This window comes from Thalassotalea euphylliae (assembly GCF_042682785.1).
Classification (GTDB): Bacteria; Pseudomonadota; Gammaproteobacteria; order Enterobacterales; family Alteromonadaceae; genus Thalassotalea_F; species Thalassotalea_F euphylliae.
The window spans coordinates 219,224-234,674 of sequence record NZ_JBHUIB010000001.1; the positions used below are offsets into that span (position 1 = coordinate 219,224).

General features: G+C 43.5%; 14 protein-coding genes and 4 tRNA genes. 14 read left to right on the forward strand and 4 right to left on the reverse strand.

The annotated features are described in order from the left end of the window. Nucleotides 1–163: 163 nt before the first annotated feature. The 7 genes from ACFSJY_RS00930 to fbaA all read left to right on the forward strand — a co-directional run bounded on the left by ACFSJY_RS00930 (nt 164) and on the right by fbaA (nt 9,298). Nucleotides 164–2,473, forward strand: a complete 2,310-nt coding sequence (locus ACFSJY_RS00930) for a chondroitinase-B domain-containing protein (protein WP_386030172.1) — start codon at nt 164–166, stop codon at nt 2,471–2,473. A gap of 87 nt (nt 2,474–2,560) precedes the next feature. Beyond that, a complete protein-coding gene (locus ACFSJY_RS00935; protein ID WP_386032185.1) occupies nt 2,561–4,822 on the forward strand; it encodes a heparinase II/III domain-containing protein in 2,262 nt (753 codons plus the stop codon). Between the two features lie 14 nt (nt 4,823–4,836). Then, nucleotides 4,837–5,178, forward strand: coding sequence for a cupin domain-containing protein (locus ACFSJY_RS00940; RefSeq protein WP_386030174.1), 342 nt, complete (start codon nt 4,837–4,839; stop codon nt 5,176–5,178). A 7-nt stretch (nt 5,179–5,185) separates the two neighbouring features. Next, nucleotides 5,186–6,526 (forward strand): MFS transporter, encoded by a 1,341-nt coding sequence (locus ACFSJY_RS00945; protein WP_386030176.1) that lies wholly within the window; start codon nt 5,186–5,188, stop codon nt 6,524–6,526. Between the two features lie 16 nt (nt 6,527–6,542). Further along, the gene (locus tag ACFSJY_RS00950; RefSeq protein ID WP_386030178.1) at nt 6,543–7,505 is read left to right on the forward strand and encodes a sugar kinase; all 963 of its coding nucleotides are present in this window, start codon (nt 6,543–6,545) and stop codon (nt 7,503–7,505) included. A gap of 69 nt (nt 7,506–7,574) precedes the next feature. Beyond that, nucleotides 7,575–8,192 (forward strand): bifunctional 4-hydroxy-2-oxoglutarate aldolase/2-dehydro-3-deoxy-phosphogluconate aldolase, encoded by a 618-nt coding sequence (gene eda / locus ACFSJY_RS00955; RefSeq protein WP_386030180.1) that lies wholly within the window; start codon nt 7,575–7,577, stop codon nt 8,190–8,192. 44 nt (nt 8,193–8,236) lie between these two features. Beyond that, nucleotides 8,237–9,298 carry a class II fructose-bisphosphate aldolase gene (fbaA, locus tag ACFSJY_RS00960; RefSeq protein ID WP_386030182.1) on the forward strand — a complete coding sequence of 354 codons (1,062 nt, stop codon included), beginning with the start codon at nt 8,237–8,239 and terminating at the stop codon, nt 9,296–9,298. A 117-nt stretch (nt 9,299–9,415) separates the two neighbouring features. On the opposite strand, the gene trmB is transcribed toward fbaA, so the two are convergent. From trmB to ACFSJY_RS00975, 3 genes are all read right to left on the reverse strand, one after another. Then, nucleotides 9,416–10,141 (reverse strand): tRNA (guanosine(46)-N7)-methyltransferase TrmB, encoded by a 726-nt coding sequence (gene trmB, locus ACFSJY_RS00965; protein WP_386030184.1) that lies wholly within the window; start codon nt 10,139–10,141, stop codon nt 9,416–9,418. Nucleotides 10,142–10,236: 95 nt separating this feature from the next. Beyond that, nucleotides 10,237–10,779 carry a GNAT family N-acetyltransferase gene (locus ACFSJY_RS00970; protein WP_386030186.1) on the reverse strand — a complete coding sequence of 181 codons (543 nt, stop codon included), beginning with the start codon at nt 10,777–10,779 and terminating at the stop codon, nt 10,237–10,239. Then, on the reverse strand, nt 10,770–11,105 hold the full coding sequence (locus ACFSJY_RS00975) for a YggL family protein (RefSeq protein ID WP_386030188.1): 336 nt from the start codon (nt 11,103–11,105) through the stop codon (nt 10,770–10,772). The genes ACFSJY_RS00970 and ACFSJY_RS00975 overlap by 10 nt, the downstream gene beginning before the upstream one ends. 146 nt (nt 11,106–11,251) lie before the next feature. Between ACFSJY_RS00975 and mutY the strand changes: the two genes are divergently transcribed. The 7 genes from mutY to ACFSJY_RS01010 all read left to right on the forward strand — a co-directional run bounded on the left by mutY (nt 11,252) and on the right by ACFSJY_RS01010 (nt 13,852). Continuing rightward, nucleotides 11,252–12,328, forward strand: a complete 1,077-nt coding sequence (gene mutY / locus ACFSJY_RS00980; RefSeq protein ID WP_386030190.1) for an A/G-specific adenine glycosylase — start codon at nt 11,252–11,254, stop codon at nt 12,326–12,328. Between the two features lie 158 nt (nt 12,329–12,486). After that, on the forward strand, nt 12,487–12,759 hold the full coding sequence (locus ACFSJY_RS00985) for an oxidative damage protection protein (protein ID WP_386030192.1): 273 nt from the start codon (nt 12,487–12,489) through the stop codon (nt 12,757–12,759). Further along, nucleotides 12,759–13,049, forward strand: coding sequence for a TMEM165/GDT1 family protein (locus ACFSJY_RS00990; protein WP_386030194.1), 291 nt, complete (start codon nt 12,759–12,761; stop codon nt 13,047–13,049). The genes ACFSJY_RS00985 and ACFSJY_RS00990 overlap by 1 nt, the downstream gene beginning before the upstream one ends. Nucleotides 13,050–13,279: 230 nt before the next feature. Then, nucleotides 13,280–13,355: transfer RNA gene (locus ACFSJY_RS00995), tRNA-Phe, on the forward strand. 72 nt (nt 13,356–13,427) lie between these two features. After that, nucleotides 13,428–13,503, forward strand: a tRNA-Thr gene (locus tag ACFSJY_RS01000). A gap of 123 nt (nt 13,504–13,626) precedes the next feature. Continuing rightward, nucleotides 13,627–13,702: transfer RNA gene (locus ACFSJY_RS01005), tRNA-Phe, on the forward strand. 74 nt (nt 13,703–13,776) lie between these two features. Beyond that, nucleotides 13,777–13,852, forward strand: a tRNA-Thr gene (locus ACFSJY_RS01010). A gap of 482 nt (nt 13,853–14,334) precedes the next feature. Here the strand turns inward: ACFSJY_RS01010 and ACFSJY_RS01015 are convergent. Then, complete coding sequence (locus tag ACFSJY_RS01015; protein ID WP_386030196.1) at nt 14,335–15,078, reverse strand: PEP-CTERM sorting domain-containing protein; 744 nt, start codon at nt 15,076–15,078, stop codon at nt 14,335–14,337. Nucleotides 15,079–15,451 lie beyond the last annotated feature (373 nt).

Sequence of the window (15,451 nt, forward strand, 5' to 3'; positions counted from 1 at the left end):
ACGATTGAGTTAGTGTGAGTTGTAAAAGTGTAGTGGGTTTAATCTCCCTCAAAGTTTTCCCACTACAACCCTAAGGCTTTCTATTACATGGAGTTGGGAAAGCCTTAATTTTCACACTTTATCTCGTTAAATCAACATTAGTTAATAGGTTGTCGGTATATACATGATCTTCAGTAAACACGTAAAAACATTAATATCGTTGGTTATGGCAAACCTAGTTTGCTTACCAATTTTTGCTGCAGAGTACCTTGTTGATTCACCGAGTACCTACAAAAGAACAGTAAAAAAACTGGCACCTGGTGACACGATTAAACTTGCCAATGGTACCTATCAAGACTTTGAGATTTTATTTGTCGGTAACGGCACGGAAACACAACCTATTACCCTAACGGCAGAGACGAAAGGAAAGGTAGTTTTATCTGGTCAATCAAATCTGCGTTTAGCGGGCGAGCATTTGGTAGTTTCAGGCTTAGTATTTAAAAACGGCTACACACCAAGTAGTGAAGTAATAGCGTTTCGCCGCAACAAAACAGACTTTGCTTACCATTCACGCGTTACTGAAACCGTTATTGAAGATTACTCAAACCCAGACAAGCGCGAGGGCGATTACTGGGTAGCGCTGTATGGTAAACACAACCGTTTTGACCATAACTACTTAGCAGGAAAACGCAATAAAGGTGTCACGCTTGCCGTACGTTTGAACAGTGAAGACAGCCAAGAAAATCATCATCGCATCGACCATAATTATTTTGGCCCTCGCCCAATTTTCGGCTCAAATGGCGGGGAAACTTTACGCATTGGCACTAGCCATCACTCACTGAGTAACTCATTTACTGTCGTTGAGAACAATTACTTTGATCAATGTAATGGTGAAGTTGAAATTGTTTCAGTGAAATCTGGTAAGAATGAGCTACGCAACAACGTGTTCTTTGAATCACGAGGCACACTGACTTTACGTCACGGTAACGGCAATATAATCGAGAATAACATTTTCTTTGGTAATGGCGTTGACCACACCGGCGGTATTCGCGTTATTAACAAGGACCAAGTGGTTCGCAATAATTACCTAGAAGGTTTAACGGGCTACCGCTTTGGTAGTGGTCTAACGGTCATGAATGGTGTACCTAACTCACCTATTAACCGCTACCACCAAGTAGAAAATGCGCAAATCAGCAATAATACGTTGATTAATGTTGCTCATGTCCAACTAGCCGCTGGCAGTGATGCTGAACGAAGCGCAGTACCGATTAATTCAGTTGTTGAAAACAACCTTATTTTCAATGAAAACCAAACACAACCTTTTACGCTATTTGACGATGTTTCCGGTGTTCGTTTTACCAACAACGTCGCCAACACTCAGCCTTTAAAGCAACTCGAAACCGGTATTTCACAACAGAAACTGACCTTTAAACGCGCAGCAAACGGTCTGCTTTACCCGACAGATATTCAGGGTAAGGACGCAAACAACATTGGCGTAAGTAAAGATTTAACACCAATTACCAAAGTACAAACCGGCCCAAGTTGGTATCCAAAAACTGCAGGTGAAACCGCATTTGCTTCAGGTAAAATCATCACGGTAGCACCTGGCGAAGATGCGCTATTTAACGCCGTTAAAAATGCAAAAGATGGTGACGTGCTGGTTCTTGCTAATGGTGACTACAACGCTCGAAAAGTTGTTTATATCGATAAAACACTGTCAATTAAAGCGGCACAAAAACAACAAGCAAAGCTGACGTTCGAACGTGGTACTTTCTTTGAAATTCTAGATGGCGGTAACTTGAAGCTGGACGGTCTAGTGATTGACGGCCGTAACAGCCCAGATTACTCGGGCAACACGCTTGTACGCACAAAGAAATGGGGCATGACAGCCAATTACCGTATAGTCATCGAAAACTCAGCAATTAACAATCTGGACATTAACCACTCGTTCCATGTCTTTGAGTCTGGCAAAGGTGCGTTTGCCAATGAAATTGCGCTGAAAAACAATACCTTTACAAACATCTCTGGTGATGTACTTCGCCTTGATAAAGAAATAGAAGACTTAGGCGTTTACAACGCGGAATACGTGACCTTAGTCGGCAACGAATTCAGCGAAGTGAAAGGCGCACTGATTAAATTGTATCGTGGCGGAAGTGATGAAAGTACTTTTGGCCCGCACCTGTTGATGACGAACAACAAGGTTAACAACCTTGGTTTAGGGAAACGCAACAAATCGGGCGCGAGCTTATTTTTACACGGTGTACAGGTCACTGATGTAGAGAAAAACCAGTTAACCAATGCTGCGCCAATTATCGTTGAACATACTGTAGGTGAACCTATCACCCGCATTACGGATAACACCTTAAACAAATCGCCTTCGGTGGTTGAACTTCGTGTTGAGGCGTTAAAAGCTAAAGGCGAGCATACTGCCACACTTAGCAATAACGTTATCAACAACAAAAGCAACGCTACTAGTGCTAAGCCGACGCTTTAAGGTGTGATGATGTTTCCTGTACTCTCAATGTTTAAACCAACGTTCACATCGGTGATTACTTCAGCGCGCAAATCAATACCCAAACCTATGTTAGCAGCATTGTCGTTTACGATAGCGTTTGTATGTTTGCCGGTAGCACTTGGCTTTTCAAACACTGCGATAGCCAAAGAATATAAAACGACTAATAGCTCACCTAACCTATCACCTAACTTAGTGGTAAGTTATAAAGATTTACCTGAAATGCGAACGGCAGTAAAAACACCAGGACGCTTTGCCGATAAATATCACCAGCTAAAAGAAAATATTGATCAGCAGCTAACATTGGCGATTGATGTGCCAGTACCTGCTGATGGCGGCGGTGGATACACGCATGAGCGCCACAAAAAGAACTATCAGTTGATGTACAACGCGGGTGTGATTTACCAAATTAGCCAAGACAAAAAGTACGCAAATTTCGTGCGTAATATCTTGCTCGACTATGTTGCGCTATATCCAACCATTGGCCTTCACCCAAAGCGCAAAGTGAAATCACAAAATCCCGGCAAGTTCTTTTGGCAAAGCTTAAACGAGGCTGTTTGGTTGGTATACACCATACAGGCCTATGACCTTGTTAGGGACGCATTAACCGAACAAGACATTGCTTCAATTGAAGAAAAGCTCTTAAAGCCAGTCGCTATTTTCTTATCAGAAGGCCAGCCTTCCACATTCAACAAAGTACATAATCATGGCACATGGGCCACCGCAGGAGTCGGCATGGCGGGTTATGTAATGAATGAACCCGAGTGGGTAGAAAAAGCACTCCTAGATTTAGACAAATCTGGAAAAGGAGGCTTTCTTCGCCAGCTCGATGAACTATTCTCACCACAAGGTTACTACAACGAAGGCCCCTACTATCAGCGCTATGCGTTAATGCCATTCGTGACCTTCGCAAAAGCAATTGAAAACAATGAGCCTCAGCGCAACATTTTCAAATACCGAGATGGTATCGTGCTCAAAGCTATTACCACCACCATTGAACTCAGTTACAACGGCCTGTTCTTTCCTATTAATGACGCCATCAAGTCAAAAGGTATAGACACCATTGAATTGGTGAACGGCGTCACCGTGGCCTACGGCAGAACAGGCGATACGGGTCTACTAGACATAGCTGGCCAGCAACAGCAAATCATTTTGACGGGTGATGGGCTTAAAGTCGCGAGAGCTTTAGATGCTGGTTTAGCTACTCCATATCAATATCAATCTGTTGCATTTGGCGACGGCGCTAATGGCAACGAGGGTGCATTAGTCGTTATGCGTCAGCATGATAAAAATACGCCAAGCGAACTTGGTCAAACCTTACTTTTTAAACCAGCAGCTCAAGGTTTAGGACATGGTCATTTTGATAAACTGACGTGGCAATTTTACGACCAAGGTGCGGAAATAGTCTCTGATTACGGCGCTGCGCGCTTTCTCAACGTAGAGGCTAAATTTGGTGGTCGCTACTTACCTGAAAATAACTCGTACGCCAAACAAACGGTCGCACACAATACTGTCGTGGTTGACGAAACTAGCCACTTTAACGCCAAAGTAAAAGTAGGCAATGCCAACCACCCAGAGTTACTGTTTTATGAGAACAATAAACATGGTTCAGTGTCTTCAGCGACAATAAACACAGCCTATGACGGTGTTACGCTTACGCGCACAGTCGCGCTTGTTCAGCTACCCACTGACTCAAAAGCCGTAAATACCCCAATTGCGTTAGACATTTTTGCCGTATCAAGCAGCGAAACACATCAGTATGACTTACCACTGCACTACCAAGGTCAGCTCATTGAAAGCAACTTTGAGCGTGACGCGTTTACACAGCAATTAAGCGCGCTTGGCAATAACAATGGCTATCAACATCTATGGCTTACCGCCAACGCGACACCTGCAAAAGGTATTGCACAAATCACTTGGCTCAATGATAACGGACGATTTTACACGCAAACCAGTTCGGTAGACGGAGACACGGAAGTCCTTTTTACGCGCATTGGCGCTAACGATCCAGAATTTAACCTACGCAACGAATCTGCTTTTATTTACCGTAAAAAAGCGTCGAAGAATCATAAATTTGTTAGTGTTTTAGAACCGCATGGGCAATATAACCCGGCAAAAGAATTTACCTTGTCAGCTCAATCAAACGTGAAGTCGCTTAAGTATAAAGTGGTAGACACAATCGATATTGTCGAGCTGGTATTGAAGAACAATAGTCGTTACTTGTTGGCAATAAATAACGCTACCGACAAGAGCGGCACATTTACCTACGACAACAAAAATTATTCGTTTGATGGTCGTATGACGATCATACAAATTGAAAACCAGGATTAAAACGAGGATTCATCATGAGCGAAAGTGCGCACTTTACCTTTGGTAACGAAGCTGAAATAGAAGATCTTGGCGGCGGTTTAAAACGTCAAATGCTGGGCTACAACCATGAACTCATGGCGGTAAAAATCTGGTTCGATGAAGGTATTACCGCTTATACCCACTCGCATCGTCACTCTCAGGTGACTTATGTAGTAGAAGGTGAATTCCACTTCATGATTGCCGGCGTCACAAAAGTACTTAAAGCAGGTGACAGTTGCTACATTCCGCCACACGCTGAACACGGCGCGACATCACCAACAGGTGGTATTTTAATTGATACCTTCAGCCCTGCGCGTGAAGATTTTTTAGAGGAGTAACAGGCTCATGCAAGTAAAAGGTTTACGTTGGTGGGTCATCGCACTGATCGCACTCGCTACCATTATCAACTATATCGACCGTCAAGCGCTCAGCGTATTGTGGCCAGATATTGTCGAAGACTTATTCCCTGATGAATCAGCGCTTGAGCGCAAGCAAATCTATGCCAACATTTCGATTGTCTTCGTATTCGCCTATGCGTTTGGCCAAGCGATTTTCGGTAAGATTTTCGACTGGATAGGCACACGACTTGGTTTCGTGTTATCCATTGGTGTTTGGTCACTAGCGACGGTTGCTCATGCCTTTGCTCAAGGGGTTTTAAGCTTTAGCATTTTCCGCGCTATTTTGGGTGTTGCCGAAGCAGGTAACTGGCCTGGCGCAACCAAAGGTAATGCCGAGTGGTTCCCAACAAAAGAACGCGCGCTTGCGCAAGGTATTTTTAATTCTGGTGCAGCTATTGGCGGTATCGTTGCAATTCCGCTTATCGCTTTCTTAACGGTTTATTTCAGCTGGCAAATGGTATTTGTTGTTGTCGGTCTTGTCGGTCTTTTATGGCTAATTCCTTGGTTAGTCTTGGTTAAGGCGCCACCGGGTTCACACCCTTGGATCACTGAAGAAGAAAAGCAGTACATCTTAACAGGTCAAAAGCGCACTGATGATGAAGATCCTTCTAAAGAAGAAGAGGAATACAACCCATCAACTGGCGAGCTACTGTCACGTAAGCAAAGCTGGGGCGTTATCATTGCGTCTGCCGCAATCGACCCTATTTGGTGGCTGTTCGTTTTCTGGATTCCTATCTACCTAAACGAAGTATATGCAATGGATGTTAAATCTATTGGTATTTACGGTTGGGTACCGTATGTGGGTGCCATGTTTGGCGCGTGGTTTGGCGGCCTACTCGCACAAAACCGAATAAAAGCGGGTTGGGATACTAACAAAACACGGAAATTTGTTATCTCACTAGGCTGTCTAATTATGCTACCTGCCCTACTTTCAATGGCAAACCCAGGTGGCCCTACAACAGCAGTATTGATCATGGCCGTTATCCTATTTGGTTTCCAAACGGCTATCGGTAACGTGCAAACACTACCAAGTGATTTACTCGGCAAAAAAGCCGTAGGAACTCTTGCAGGCTTTGCTGGTATGGCGGCAAAACTAGGTGCTGTTGGCCTAACCTCTCTGGTACCTTGGCTAACCGCTGATGGTAACTATACGCCAGCGTTTGTTATCGGCGCATCACTTGCGATTATTGCTATGGCAGCAGTTTGGTTGTTGATTCCAAAAGTTGAGCCACTCAAGTCGGTGCACACTGCCAGCTCAAGCAATAACACTCCAAAGGCAGCAGAGTAGATAACAAGGTAACGTAATGAAAAACATCTATTTACTCGGTGAATGTATGGTTGAATTGATGACAGCACCCGCTCAAACCGAGCAGGCGCCGTCATCAGCGCCAAAAGACTTAAAGCAGTCATTTGCTGGTGATGTATTTAATACCGCTGTTTACCTTAAACGTCTATTCAAAGACACCCAAGTGAACATGGTCACAGCGGTGGGTAACGACCAATTCAGTGACGACATGGTCTCATTTTTTGAAGCAGAGCATTTAGGCACTGATTTCGTTTTCCGCTCTGAAGACAAAATTCCCGGCTTATATGCTATTCAACTTGATGAACATGGTGAGCGAAGCTTTACTTATTGGCGCAATAATTCTGCCGCGCGCACCATTATGAGTTTCATCAACGATGACACTATCTCAACGTTGAGTGAAGGCGATATTTTCTTCTTTAGCGGAATTTCACTTGGTGTTGTGCTGCCAGAAGATCGTGAAAAATTCTGGTGCTTTATCAGTAAGCTGAAAGTGGCTGGGGTAAAAATAGCGTTCGATTTAAACTATCGCCACCAACTGTGGGCAAGCAAACAAGAAGCGCGCGAGCAGTTTTCAATCGCCTTCAAAGCAGCCGATATTTTACTGCCTGGCGTTGACGACTTTGCCGCTATTTTTGAACTCGATACAGTTGAAGCCATTATTGATTACTTTAACCAATATGAATATCAAGAGCTGATCATTAAAAACGGTGAGCAAAACGTTTACTGCTTGTCACAAACGGCATCAGATAAAAAACAAGACATCGTTGATGTCACGCCTGTTGAACACGTGGTTGACACAACATCTGCTGGAGACTCTTTCAACGGCGGTTACTTAGGCGCGCGTATGGCGGGTCATTCCATTTCTCAATCTGTTGAGTTAGCAAACCAAGTCGCTGGCTTTGTGATTCAACATAAAGGTGCGATTGTAGATAAGTCCGCATTCTCATCTCGTTTTAACTGATAACCAGTGGTAGGGATAGCAGTTATAGCTATACCTGCCTTAGGTTGAATACTTTTTAGGATTAACACCATGACTTCCTTTTCATCTTTGATGGGAAACCAAACTTTATTACCTATTATTCAAGCCGACAAACCAGAAGAAGGCGTAGCTATAGCAAAAGCGATGGCCGAAGCTGGCCTGAACCTCGTTGAAGTTGTACTGCGTACTGAAGCTTCTCTAGAAGCATTAAGTGCAATCAAAGCCGCTTTACCAGATCTTATTGTTGGTGCAGGTACAGTGACCAATGAAAAGTTATTAAAGCAAGCTATTGATGCAGGTGCAGATTTCATCATTACTCCAGCAGTGTCAGAAGGCCTACTTGCTAAGCTTGCTGATTGCGGTTTACCGGTGTTACCTGGCGTATCAAATACAGGAGAAATTCTGATGGCGCGCGAGTTTGGCTATCAAGAATTGAAACTCTTTCCTGCAGCTTTATCTGGCGGTGCAAAGTTTTTGTCATCAATTTCGTCTATATTTCAAGATATAAGCTTTTGTCCAACGGGTGGTGTTACAGCCGACAATAAAGTGGATTACTTATCCTTGAATAACGTGTTTGCTGTTGGTGGCACTTGGGTGGCGAAGAAGGAATGGGTAGCAGCCGAAAATTGGCAAGCTATCACAGACGCTTGCATTGCTGGCAATGCATAGCGCTGTGCAAAGATAAAGACATTGTAAATCAATAGGAAACCACTATGAGTTTTGCTCCAGGTGTTGTCACGGGTTCTGACGTTCAAGCTGTTTTTGCAAAAGCAAAAGCAGAACAATATGCCTTACCAGCGGTTAATGTTGTTGGTACTTCTTCAATTAACGCGTGTTTAGAAGCAGCGGCCAATGCTAAATCACCAGTAATTATTCAATTGTCACACGGTGGCGCTAGTTTTTTTGTCGGCAAAGGGTTAAAACTTGATGGACATCAAGCCCCTGTTCAGGGTGCGATTGCTGCCGCAAAGTATGTGCAACAAATGGCAGAGTTTTACGGGGTTACCGTACTGCTTCACACAGACCATGCGGCGCGTAACCTTTTGCCATGGATAGATGGCCTACTCGACGCTTCTGAAGAACATTTCAAAGCGACAGGAAAGCCGCTATTTAGTTCGCATATGATAGACCTATCTGCTGAACCGCTTGAGGAAAACATTGCTACCTGCGCAGAGTACCTAAAACGCATGAAGCCTCTTGGTATGACGCTAGAGATAGAGCTAGGTTGTACGGGCGGTGAAGAAGATGGTGTTGATAATAGCCACTTAGATAACTCTGCCTTGTACACGCAGCCAGAAGACGTCTCATATGCTTACGAAACTTTAAACGCTATTAGCCCTCAGTTCACGGTTGCCGCATCATTTGGTAATGTTCACGGCGTATACAAGCCAGGCAACGTGGTACTTACCCCCATGATTTTAAAGAACTCGCAAGCTTATGTTGCTGACAAGTTTGACTTGGATGCGCAGCCTCTGGATTTTGTTTTTCATGGCGGTTCGGGTTCAGAACTCAGTGATATTCGCGAAGCTATTAGTTATGGCGTAATCAAAATGAACATTGATACCGACACTCAATGGGCAACGTTTGACGGCGTTAAGAACTACTATGAAGACAAACGCGACTACTTACAGGGGCAAATTGGTAACCCAGACGGCCCAGAAAAGCCTAACAAGAAGTTTTATGACCCGCGTGTATGGTTAAGAAAAGGTGAAGAAAGCATGGTTACTCGCCTTGAGCAGTGTTTCTCAGACCTAAACTGCGTGAATCGCAATTAACACTTTTCTGATCAACAATAAAAGAAAAAGGCAGCAAAGATAACTTTGCTGCCTTTTTTGTATAACCTTTTCTGGTGTTTATCGCTAGGCATGTGCTAACGAATCATCTACCCCAGACTAGCTTTGCTTTTCGAACTGTAAATCCCAAACGCCATGACCTAAACGTTGGCCGCGATTTTCAAACTTAGTCAGTGGTCTTGAATCTGGACGCGGGACATAATCATTTGTGTCTGACAAATTCTTAAAACCAGGCGCTGTTTGCATATCTTCAAGCATACATTCAGCATAGTTTTCCCAGTCAGTCGCCATGTGGAATACACCACCTACTTTTAGCTTTTGACGAATTGACTCAATAAACTCCGGTTTAACAATACGACGTTTGTGATGCTTTTTCTTATGCCACGGATCTGGGAAGAAAAGTTGCACCGTCGTTAAACTGCCATCTGGAATACAATCCGCTAAAATTTCAATCGCATCGTGCTCATACACACGTAAATTACTGACTTCTTCAGTAACCGCTGTTGCGATGCATGCACCTACGCCTGGACGGTGCACCTCTACGCCAATGTAGTTAAGCTCAGGAGCATTTTTTGCCATTTCGACTAATGACTTACCCATGCCAAAACCAATCTCTAACACCATAGGATTGTTATTACCGAACACTTTCTCCACGTCAACAATGCCGTCTTCGTGGTTTAAGCCCATATCTTTCCAATGATTTTCAAGCGCATGTGCTTGCCCTTTAGTCAGGCGGCCTTCACGTTTTACAAAGCTACGTACTGTGCGAATGTACTTGCCTTCTTCCTTGGCTTGTTCAATGGTTTTATGCGTTCTTTCGGTCATAATCTCATGGTCTCAATTTTGCGGCCGCGTATTATCGTATTTTAGCGGTTTAAACTCAAGCCACCTAACCTAGCGTGTTAGATAAACAAACGCGCTTACAATTCAATTTGGTAGGTCAACAATGCCTTACTGCGCATATTAGCCAGTTTAGCGTTCGGCTCTACCGCAATAAGTTTAGCGCCTGCTTTTTCTGCCACACGTTGACTCGCCTTATTTTCAGCAAATACGTCTAGCTTGATATGCGCTACTTGTTTACTTTTAAGTTCAGTAATCAAGGCTTGAATAGCACTGCTTACAATGCCCTTACCCTGTTCTTGGGGAGATACCCAGTAGCCAAGTTCAGCGCAATTTGATGTTTCGTTAATAGTTTTGACACCAAATACGCCTGCCGTTCTGTTTTGGATGACTATTTTATACCAGTGGGGATTAGGTAATTCAGACGTTAACCGCTGTTCGATATAACGTCGAGTTGTGGCGAGGTTATTAACACTATCAACCCAATAGAGATATTTAGCTAGCTCAGCGCGATGTCGTTGCACCAGTTGCCATATATCGCCAGCGTCATCTAGCTGCAAAAGCTGCAATGAAAGCGATGGCGATATATCGATATGCGACCGAAGTTCGATAACTACGCCCACCAAACATCATAAAGTTCACTAACTGCTACTGCTGTAGCACCGTTTGCGTTTAACCACTGTTCAACGGCTTTACGGTGTTCGTCTGTGCACTTACCGAGCTTTTGTGTACAAATCAAACCGTGCCACAACGTGTCACCTTCACCACCGTAACCTAAAGCATTTGGTTCAATAACTTCATCAAAAAAACGAGTAACAAAGTTGTCAACGTCTTCATCCGTTGATTCTTTTGGTAGTTGCCAAGCAACATCAAAGCCGAGCTCTTGGAATTCTTCTACACGTAACTTTTTGCGAATACGGCGTGAACGATTTTTTGCATTTATTTTCATGGTATTTTCCAATATGGATATCCAATAATTTAGCGAGAGGATAGAGGCTTATCCATGATTTGCCAAGAAAATATGATCTACAAATCACGAGTTATTGTATTTTGTCACTTACCTCACTCTTAAGATTTAGCTACACTGTCGCCGCTATGACAAATCAAGTAACCATTAGCCCTTCATCGGCACGCCACTTCAGCGATAATATTTTAGCCTGGTACCACGAGTTTGGTCGCAAACACCTTCCTTGGCAACAGAACAAAACACCGTATCGTGTTTGGATATCTGAAATCATGTTGCAACAAACGCAAGTGGCCACTGTAATTCCTTATTACCAGCGTTTTATGGAGCGCTTCCCAACAGTTCAAGCACTAGCGGATGCGCCTGAAGACGATGTACTGCACCATTGGACTGGCCTTGGATACTATGCTCGTGCGCGAAACTTGCACAAAGCCGCCAAAGCATTAGCGGATACACACAATGGAGATTTTCCAGACGATATTGACGCAGTTATTGAATTACCGGGTATAGGTCGTTCAACTGCTGGTGCCATTCTTAGCCTATCAAGAGAGCGGCACCACCCTATTCTGGATGGCAACGTTAAGCGTGTACTTGCACGTTTTTACATGGTGGAAGGTCACAATGGCCAATCTAAATATGAAAAAGCCTTGTGGCCAATTACCGAAGCCTTAACCCCAAAAAAAGGTGTGGCGCAATTCAACCAAGCAATGATGGATATCGGCGCAACTATTTGTACACGCTCAAAACCCAAGTGTGAGCTTTGTCCTGTTGAAGAAAATTGCATGGCTAGATTGGCTGACGAACAAGCCAACTACCCACAAAAAAAGCCGAAAAAGAAAATCCCCGAAAAGGCCACTTACTTTGTTATTGCAAAGCAGGACAATAAAGTGCTGCTAGAAAAACGCCCAAGTTCAGGCATTTGGGGGGGATTATGGAGTTTCTTTGAAATTACAGATAAAGCGGAAGTTGACGCGTTGCTCGCTAAACACCAGCTTTCAAAAAACGTTTTAACCGAAGGCGAAACGTTTAGGCATACCTTCAGCCACTTTCATTTAGACATTACGCCTCTAATTGTAGAGTGCAAGCCATCGGGCAAACATATAGTAGCAGAGCAATCAGATGTGCAATGGTTAACCATAGATAGCCCAAGTGAATTAGGTTTCGCCGCACCAACCGTAAAGTTATTAAAGCAGTTGTATCAGGGCTAACTAACAACTTCCGTTAAAGGGGCACTTGCGCCCCTATTGCTGCACTTGCACTCCGCTCGTTTACCTTTTTTCCCATGTTATCGCGCATGCTTTCGCAAAGTATTAAATAAAGGTGTAGAATAGCGCCACTTTAATTTTCACCTTTATAGGCAGTAAACATGAGCCGTACAGTATTTTGTCAAAACTTACAAAAAGACGCTGATGGATTAGATTTTCAACTCTATCCTGGTGAGATCGGTAAGCGCATTTTTGACAACATCAGCAAAGAAGCTTGGGGAAATTGGCAGAAAAAACAAACCATGCTCATTAATGAGAAGAAGATGAACATGATGAATCCTGACGACCGTGCGTTTCTTGAAAAAGCGATGGTGGAATACTTATTTGAAGGTAAAGAGCCAGAAATTGAAGGCTACGTACCTGAGAAAAAATAATGGAATCATGGTTTAGCATTGACTGGCGGGTATTTATAACAATATTTGTCTCAGTATTTATTGCCGAACTCGGCGATAAAACGCAACTTGCCACTATGCTTTTCGCGGCAGACAAAGAAACCAGTAAATGGATGGTGTTTGCTGCGGCCTCTGCTGCTTTGGTGGTAGCGTCAGCTATTGGCGTGCTAGCAGGCTCTGTTTTATCAGCTTACATTAGCGAAAAAGTATTAGCCTATATCGCCGGTGTTGGTTTTATTTTGATTGGTATTTTCACCTTAATCAAAGCGTAACAAGGCCTTAGTCTCAGAATATGCCAAATACCGCCTATAACAGCGCGTAAAAAAGCATCAAACGGTCAAGATTTTGAAAAAAGTAGTTGACCTATTTTCTGAAAAGAAGTTTAATAGCGCCCGTCCTGAAGGCACGACCCTTTTTGACAGTTTGCCCAAGTCGCTCAGTTGGTAGAGCATTTGGAATTGCATTGAAAATCTCTAAGAGTTTTTCACCTTGTACCAATTTTGCCCAGATAGCTCAGTCGGTAGAGCAGGGGATTGAAAATCCCCGTGTCGGTGGTTCGATTCCGCCTCTGGGCACCATATTTTGAAGTAACGATTATATCGATACTTCGGTGCCAAGATAAACAATGTTTATCGCACACAGTTTCGTGTGCCGACTTAGCTCAGTTGGTAGAGCAACTGACTTGTAATCAGTAGGTCGCCAGTTCGACTCCGGCAGTCGGCACCATTCTTTTAGGCTTAAGTATTACTTAAGCTGTTCTGTTAAATCAGAACGCCCAGATAGCTCAACTGGTAGAGCCATTTGGAATTGTATTGAAAATCCCGAATGGATTTTTACTATGCCAGTTTTGCCCAGATAGCTCAGTCGGTAGAGCAGGGGATTGAAAATCCCCGTGTCGGTGGTTCGATTCCGCCTCTGGGCACCATCATTTTGAATTGGTGAATGTTTCATTAATTCGGTGCCAAGGTAAACATTTGTTTATCGCACACAGTTTTGTGTGCCGACTTAGCTCAGTTGGTAGAGCAACTGACTTGTAATCAGTAGGTCGCCAGTTCGACTCCGGCAGTCGGCACCATTTATAAGAAACCTCGCACTAGCGAGGTTTTTTTTCGTCTGAATTTCAACCTTTATATATTTGGATTAAAGAACTGGAATACTGATTTGGTAATCAGTAGCTAAGCCGTCTTGGCAGTTCGACTCCGGTAGTCGGCACCATTCATAAGAAACCTCGCAATAGCGAGTTTTTTTTTCGTCTGGATTTCAACCATTATATGTTTCGATTAAAGAACTGGAGTACTGATTTGGCAATCAGTAGCTAAGCCGTCTTGGCGGTTCGACTCTGGCAGCTAGCACTATTTACCAGATAAGCCTTAACTTCGGTTGAGGCTTTTTTGTTTTGTAAACTAAATAAATCGCCTTACTAATTAGCGTCAGCAGCAATAACACTTTAATAATGCGGCTCAGGCAGCCGAAGCCCCTTTGTCTAAACAGATCAAAAAAGCCAGCTTAAGCTGACTTTTTACTTCTCAAATTTGTCTGTAAAACCTGTAGTGAGCACTACCCTGCTCTTCTCGTCACTAGCAAACCTCCAACACTTAGTAGCATTAGTGCCAGTACGCTTGGCTCTGGAATAGACGCTGTCTGCGATATATCCATAACAGGAGAGAAGTTGTTAAATGCTAGCCCTATTCCCTGGGTTTTAGTGCCAGTGAATGTAATTTCTATTTTAGTAATATTACTCAGCCCGCTAAAGCCAAAAGTCCAAGGCTTTCCATCCAATGTTTTGTCATTGCCCAGAGGCGACATGACCGATGCCAGCAACGCACTACCGTTGAAAGCCTTAACCTGAAACTGCTCCGTTTTTTTGCCACCATCAATATCCCATATTTCTCCCGAGGCTGCTGTAACTGGGTTATTAGCATCATAAAGAATGGTAAAGATACCAAATGCCTGGTACGGGTTGCTTTGACGCAAAAAGAAACGTCCCATCTGGCTTTCAAAACCAGGCATGGCAAAATCTGCTGGGCCGCCTTTGGTTTTATAACCGGTATCACCACCTGTATCGTTATTCCCTACCTCTTCGAATACCGCGGTGGTGTCTAAAACACCATCGTAGTCGCTGTCAAAGCCAAAACGCACAGCGACGCCATCAACATTGAACGTATCATTTAACGCGATTTCTGCGTTATCGGTAGGCACTAAGCCATTATGGGTCAGTTCGAAATCAATAAGCCCTGCATTTGCACTCAATGCACAGGAAAAAGCAATTGCACTAAAAGTGTTAGAAACCAAGTTTTTCATTATCATCCCCTCTCAACCCACCATGGTTGTCACGTACTAGGGGAATTGCAGAATTTAAGCCAAATAAAAAAGCCCTATATTTCAGTAATCTATATAGGGCAATGTTTCTTTGGCTTGAATTTTACAAGTAGTGCATTGCAAAATGCGAGTCCTGCAAACGGATTGCTGAGCCAGCTCTCGATTTAAACCCTGTATTTCTGAATACAAAAGTTAACTTTTTATGCTAAGCAACCCATTCATCAGCTTATGCCAAATTTCGAAAAACGTTTACCTGATGCGATTAAAGAGGGGTTGAGCAAATAATATTTTTCTATGCTCAATAATTGTATGCATCGTTTACTAGGTATTTAGTAGTCGAAGCGAGTATGAAGAA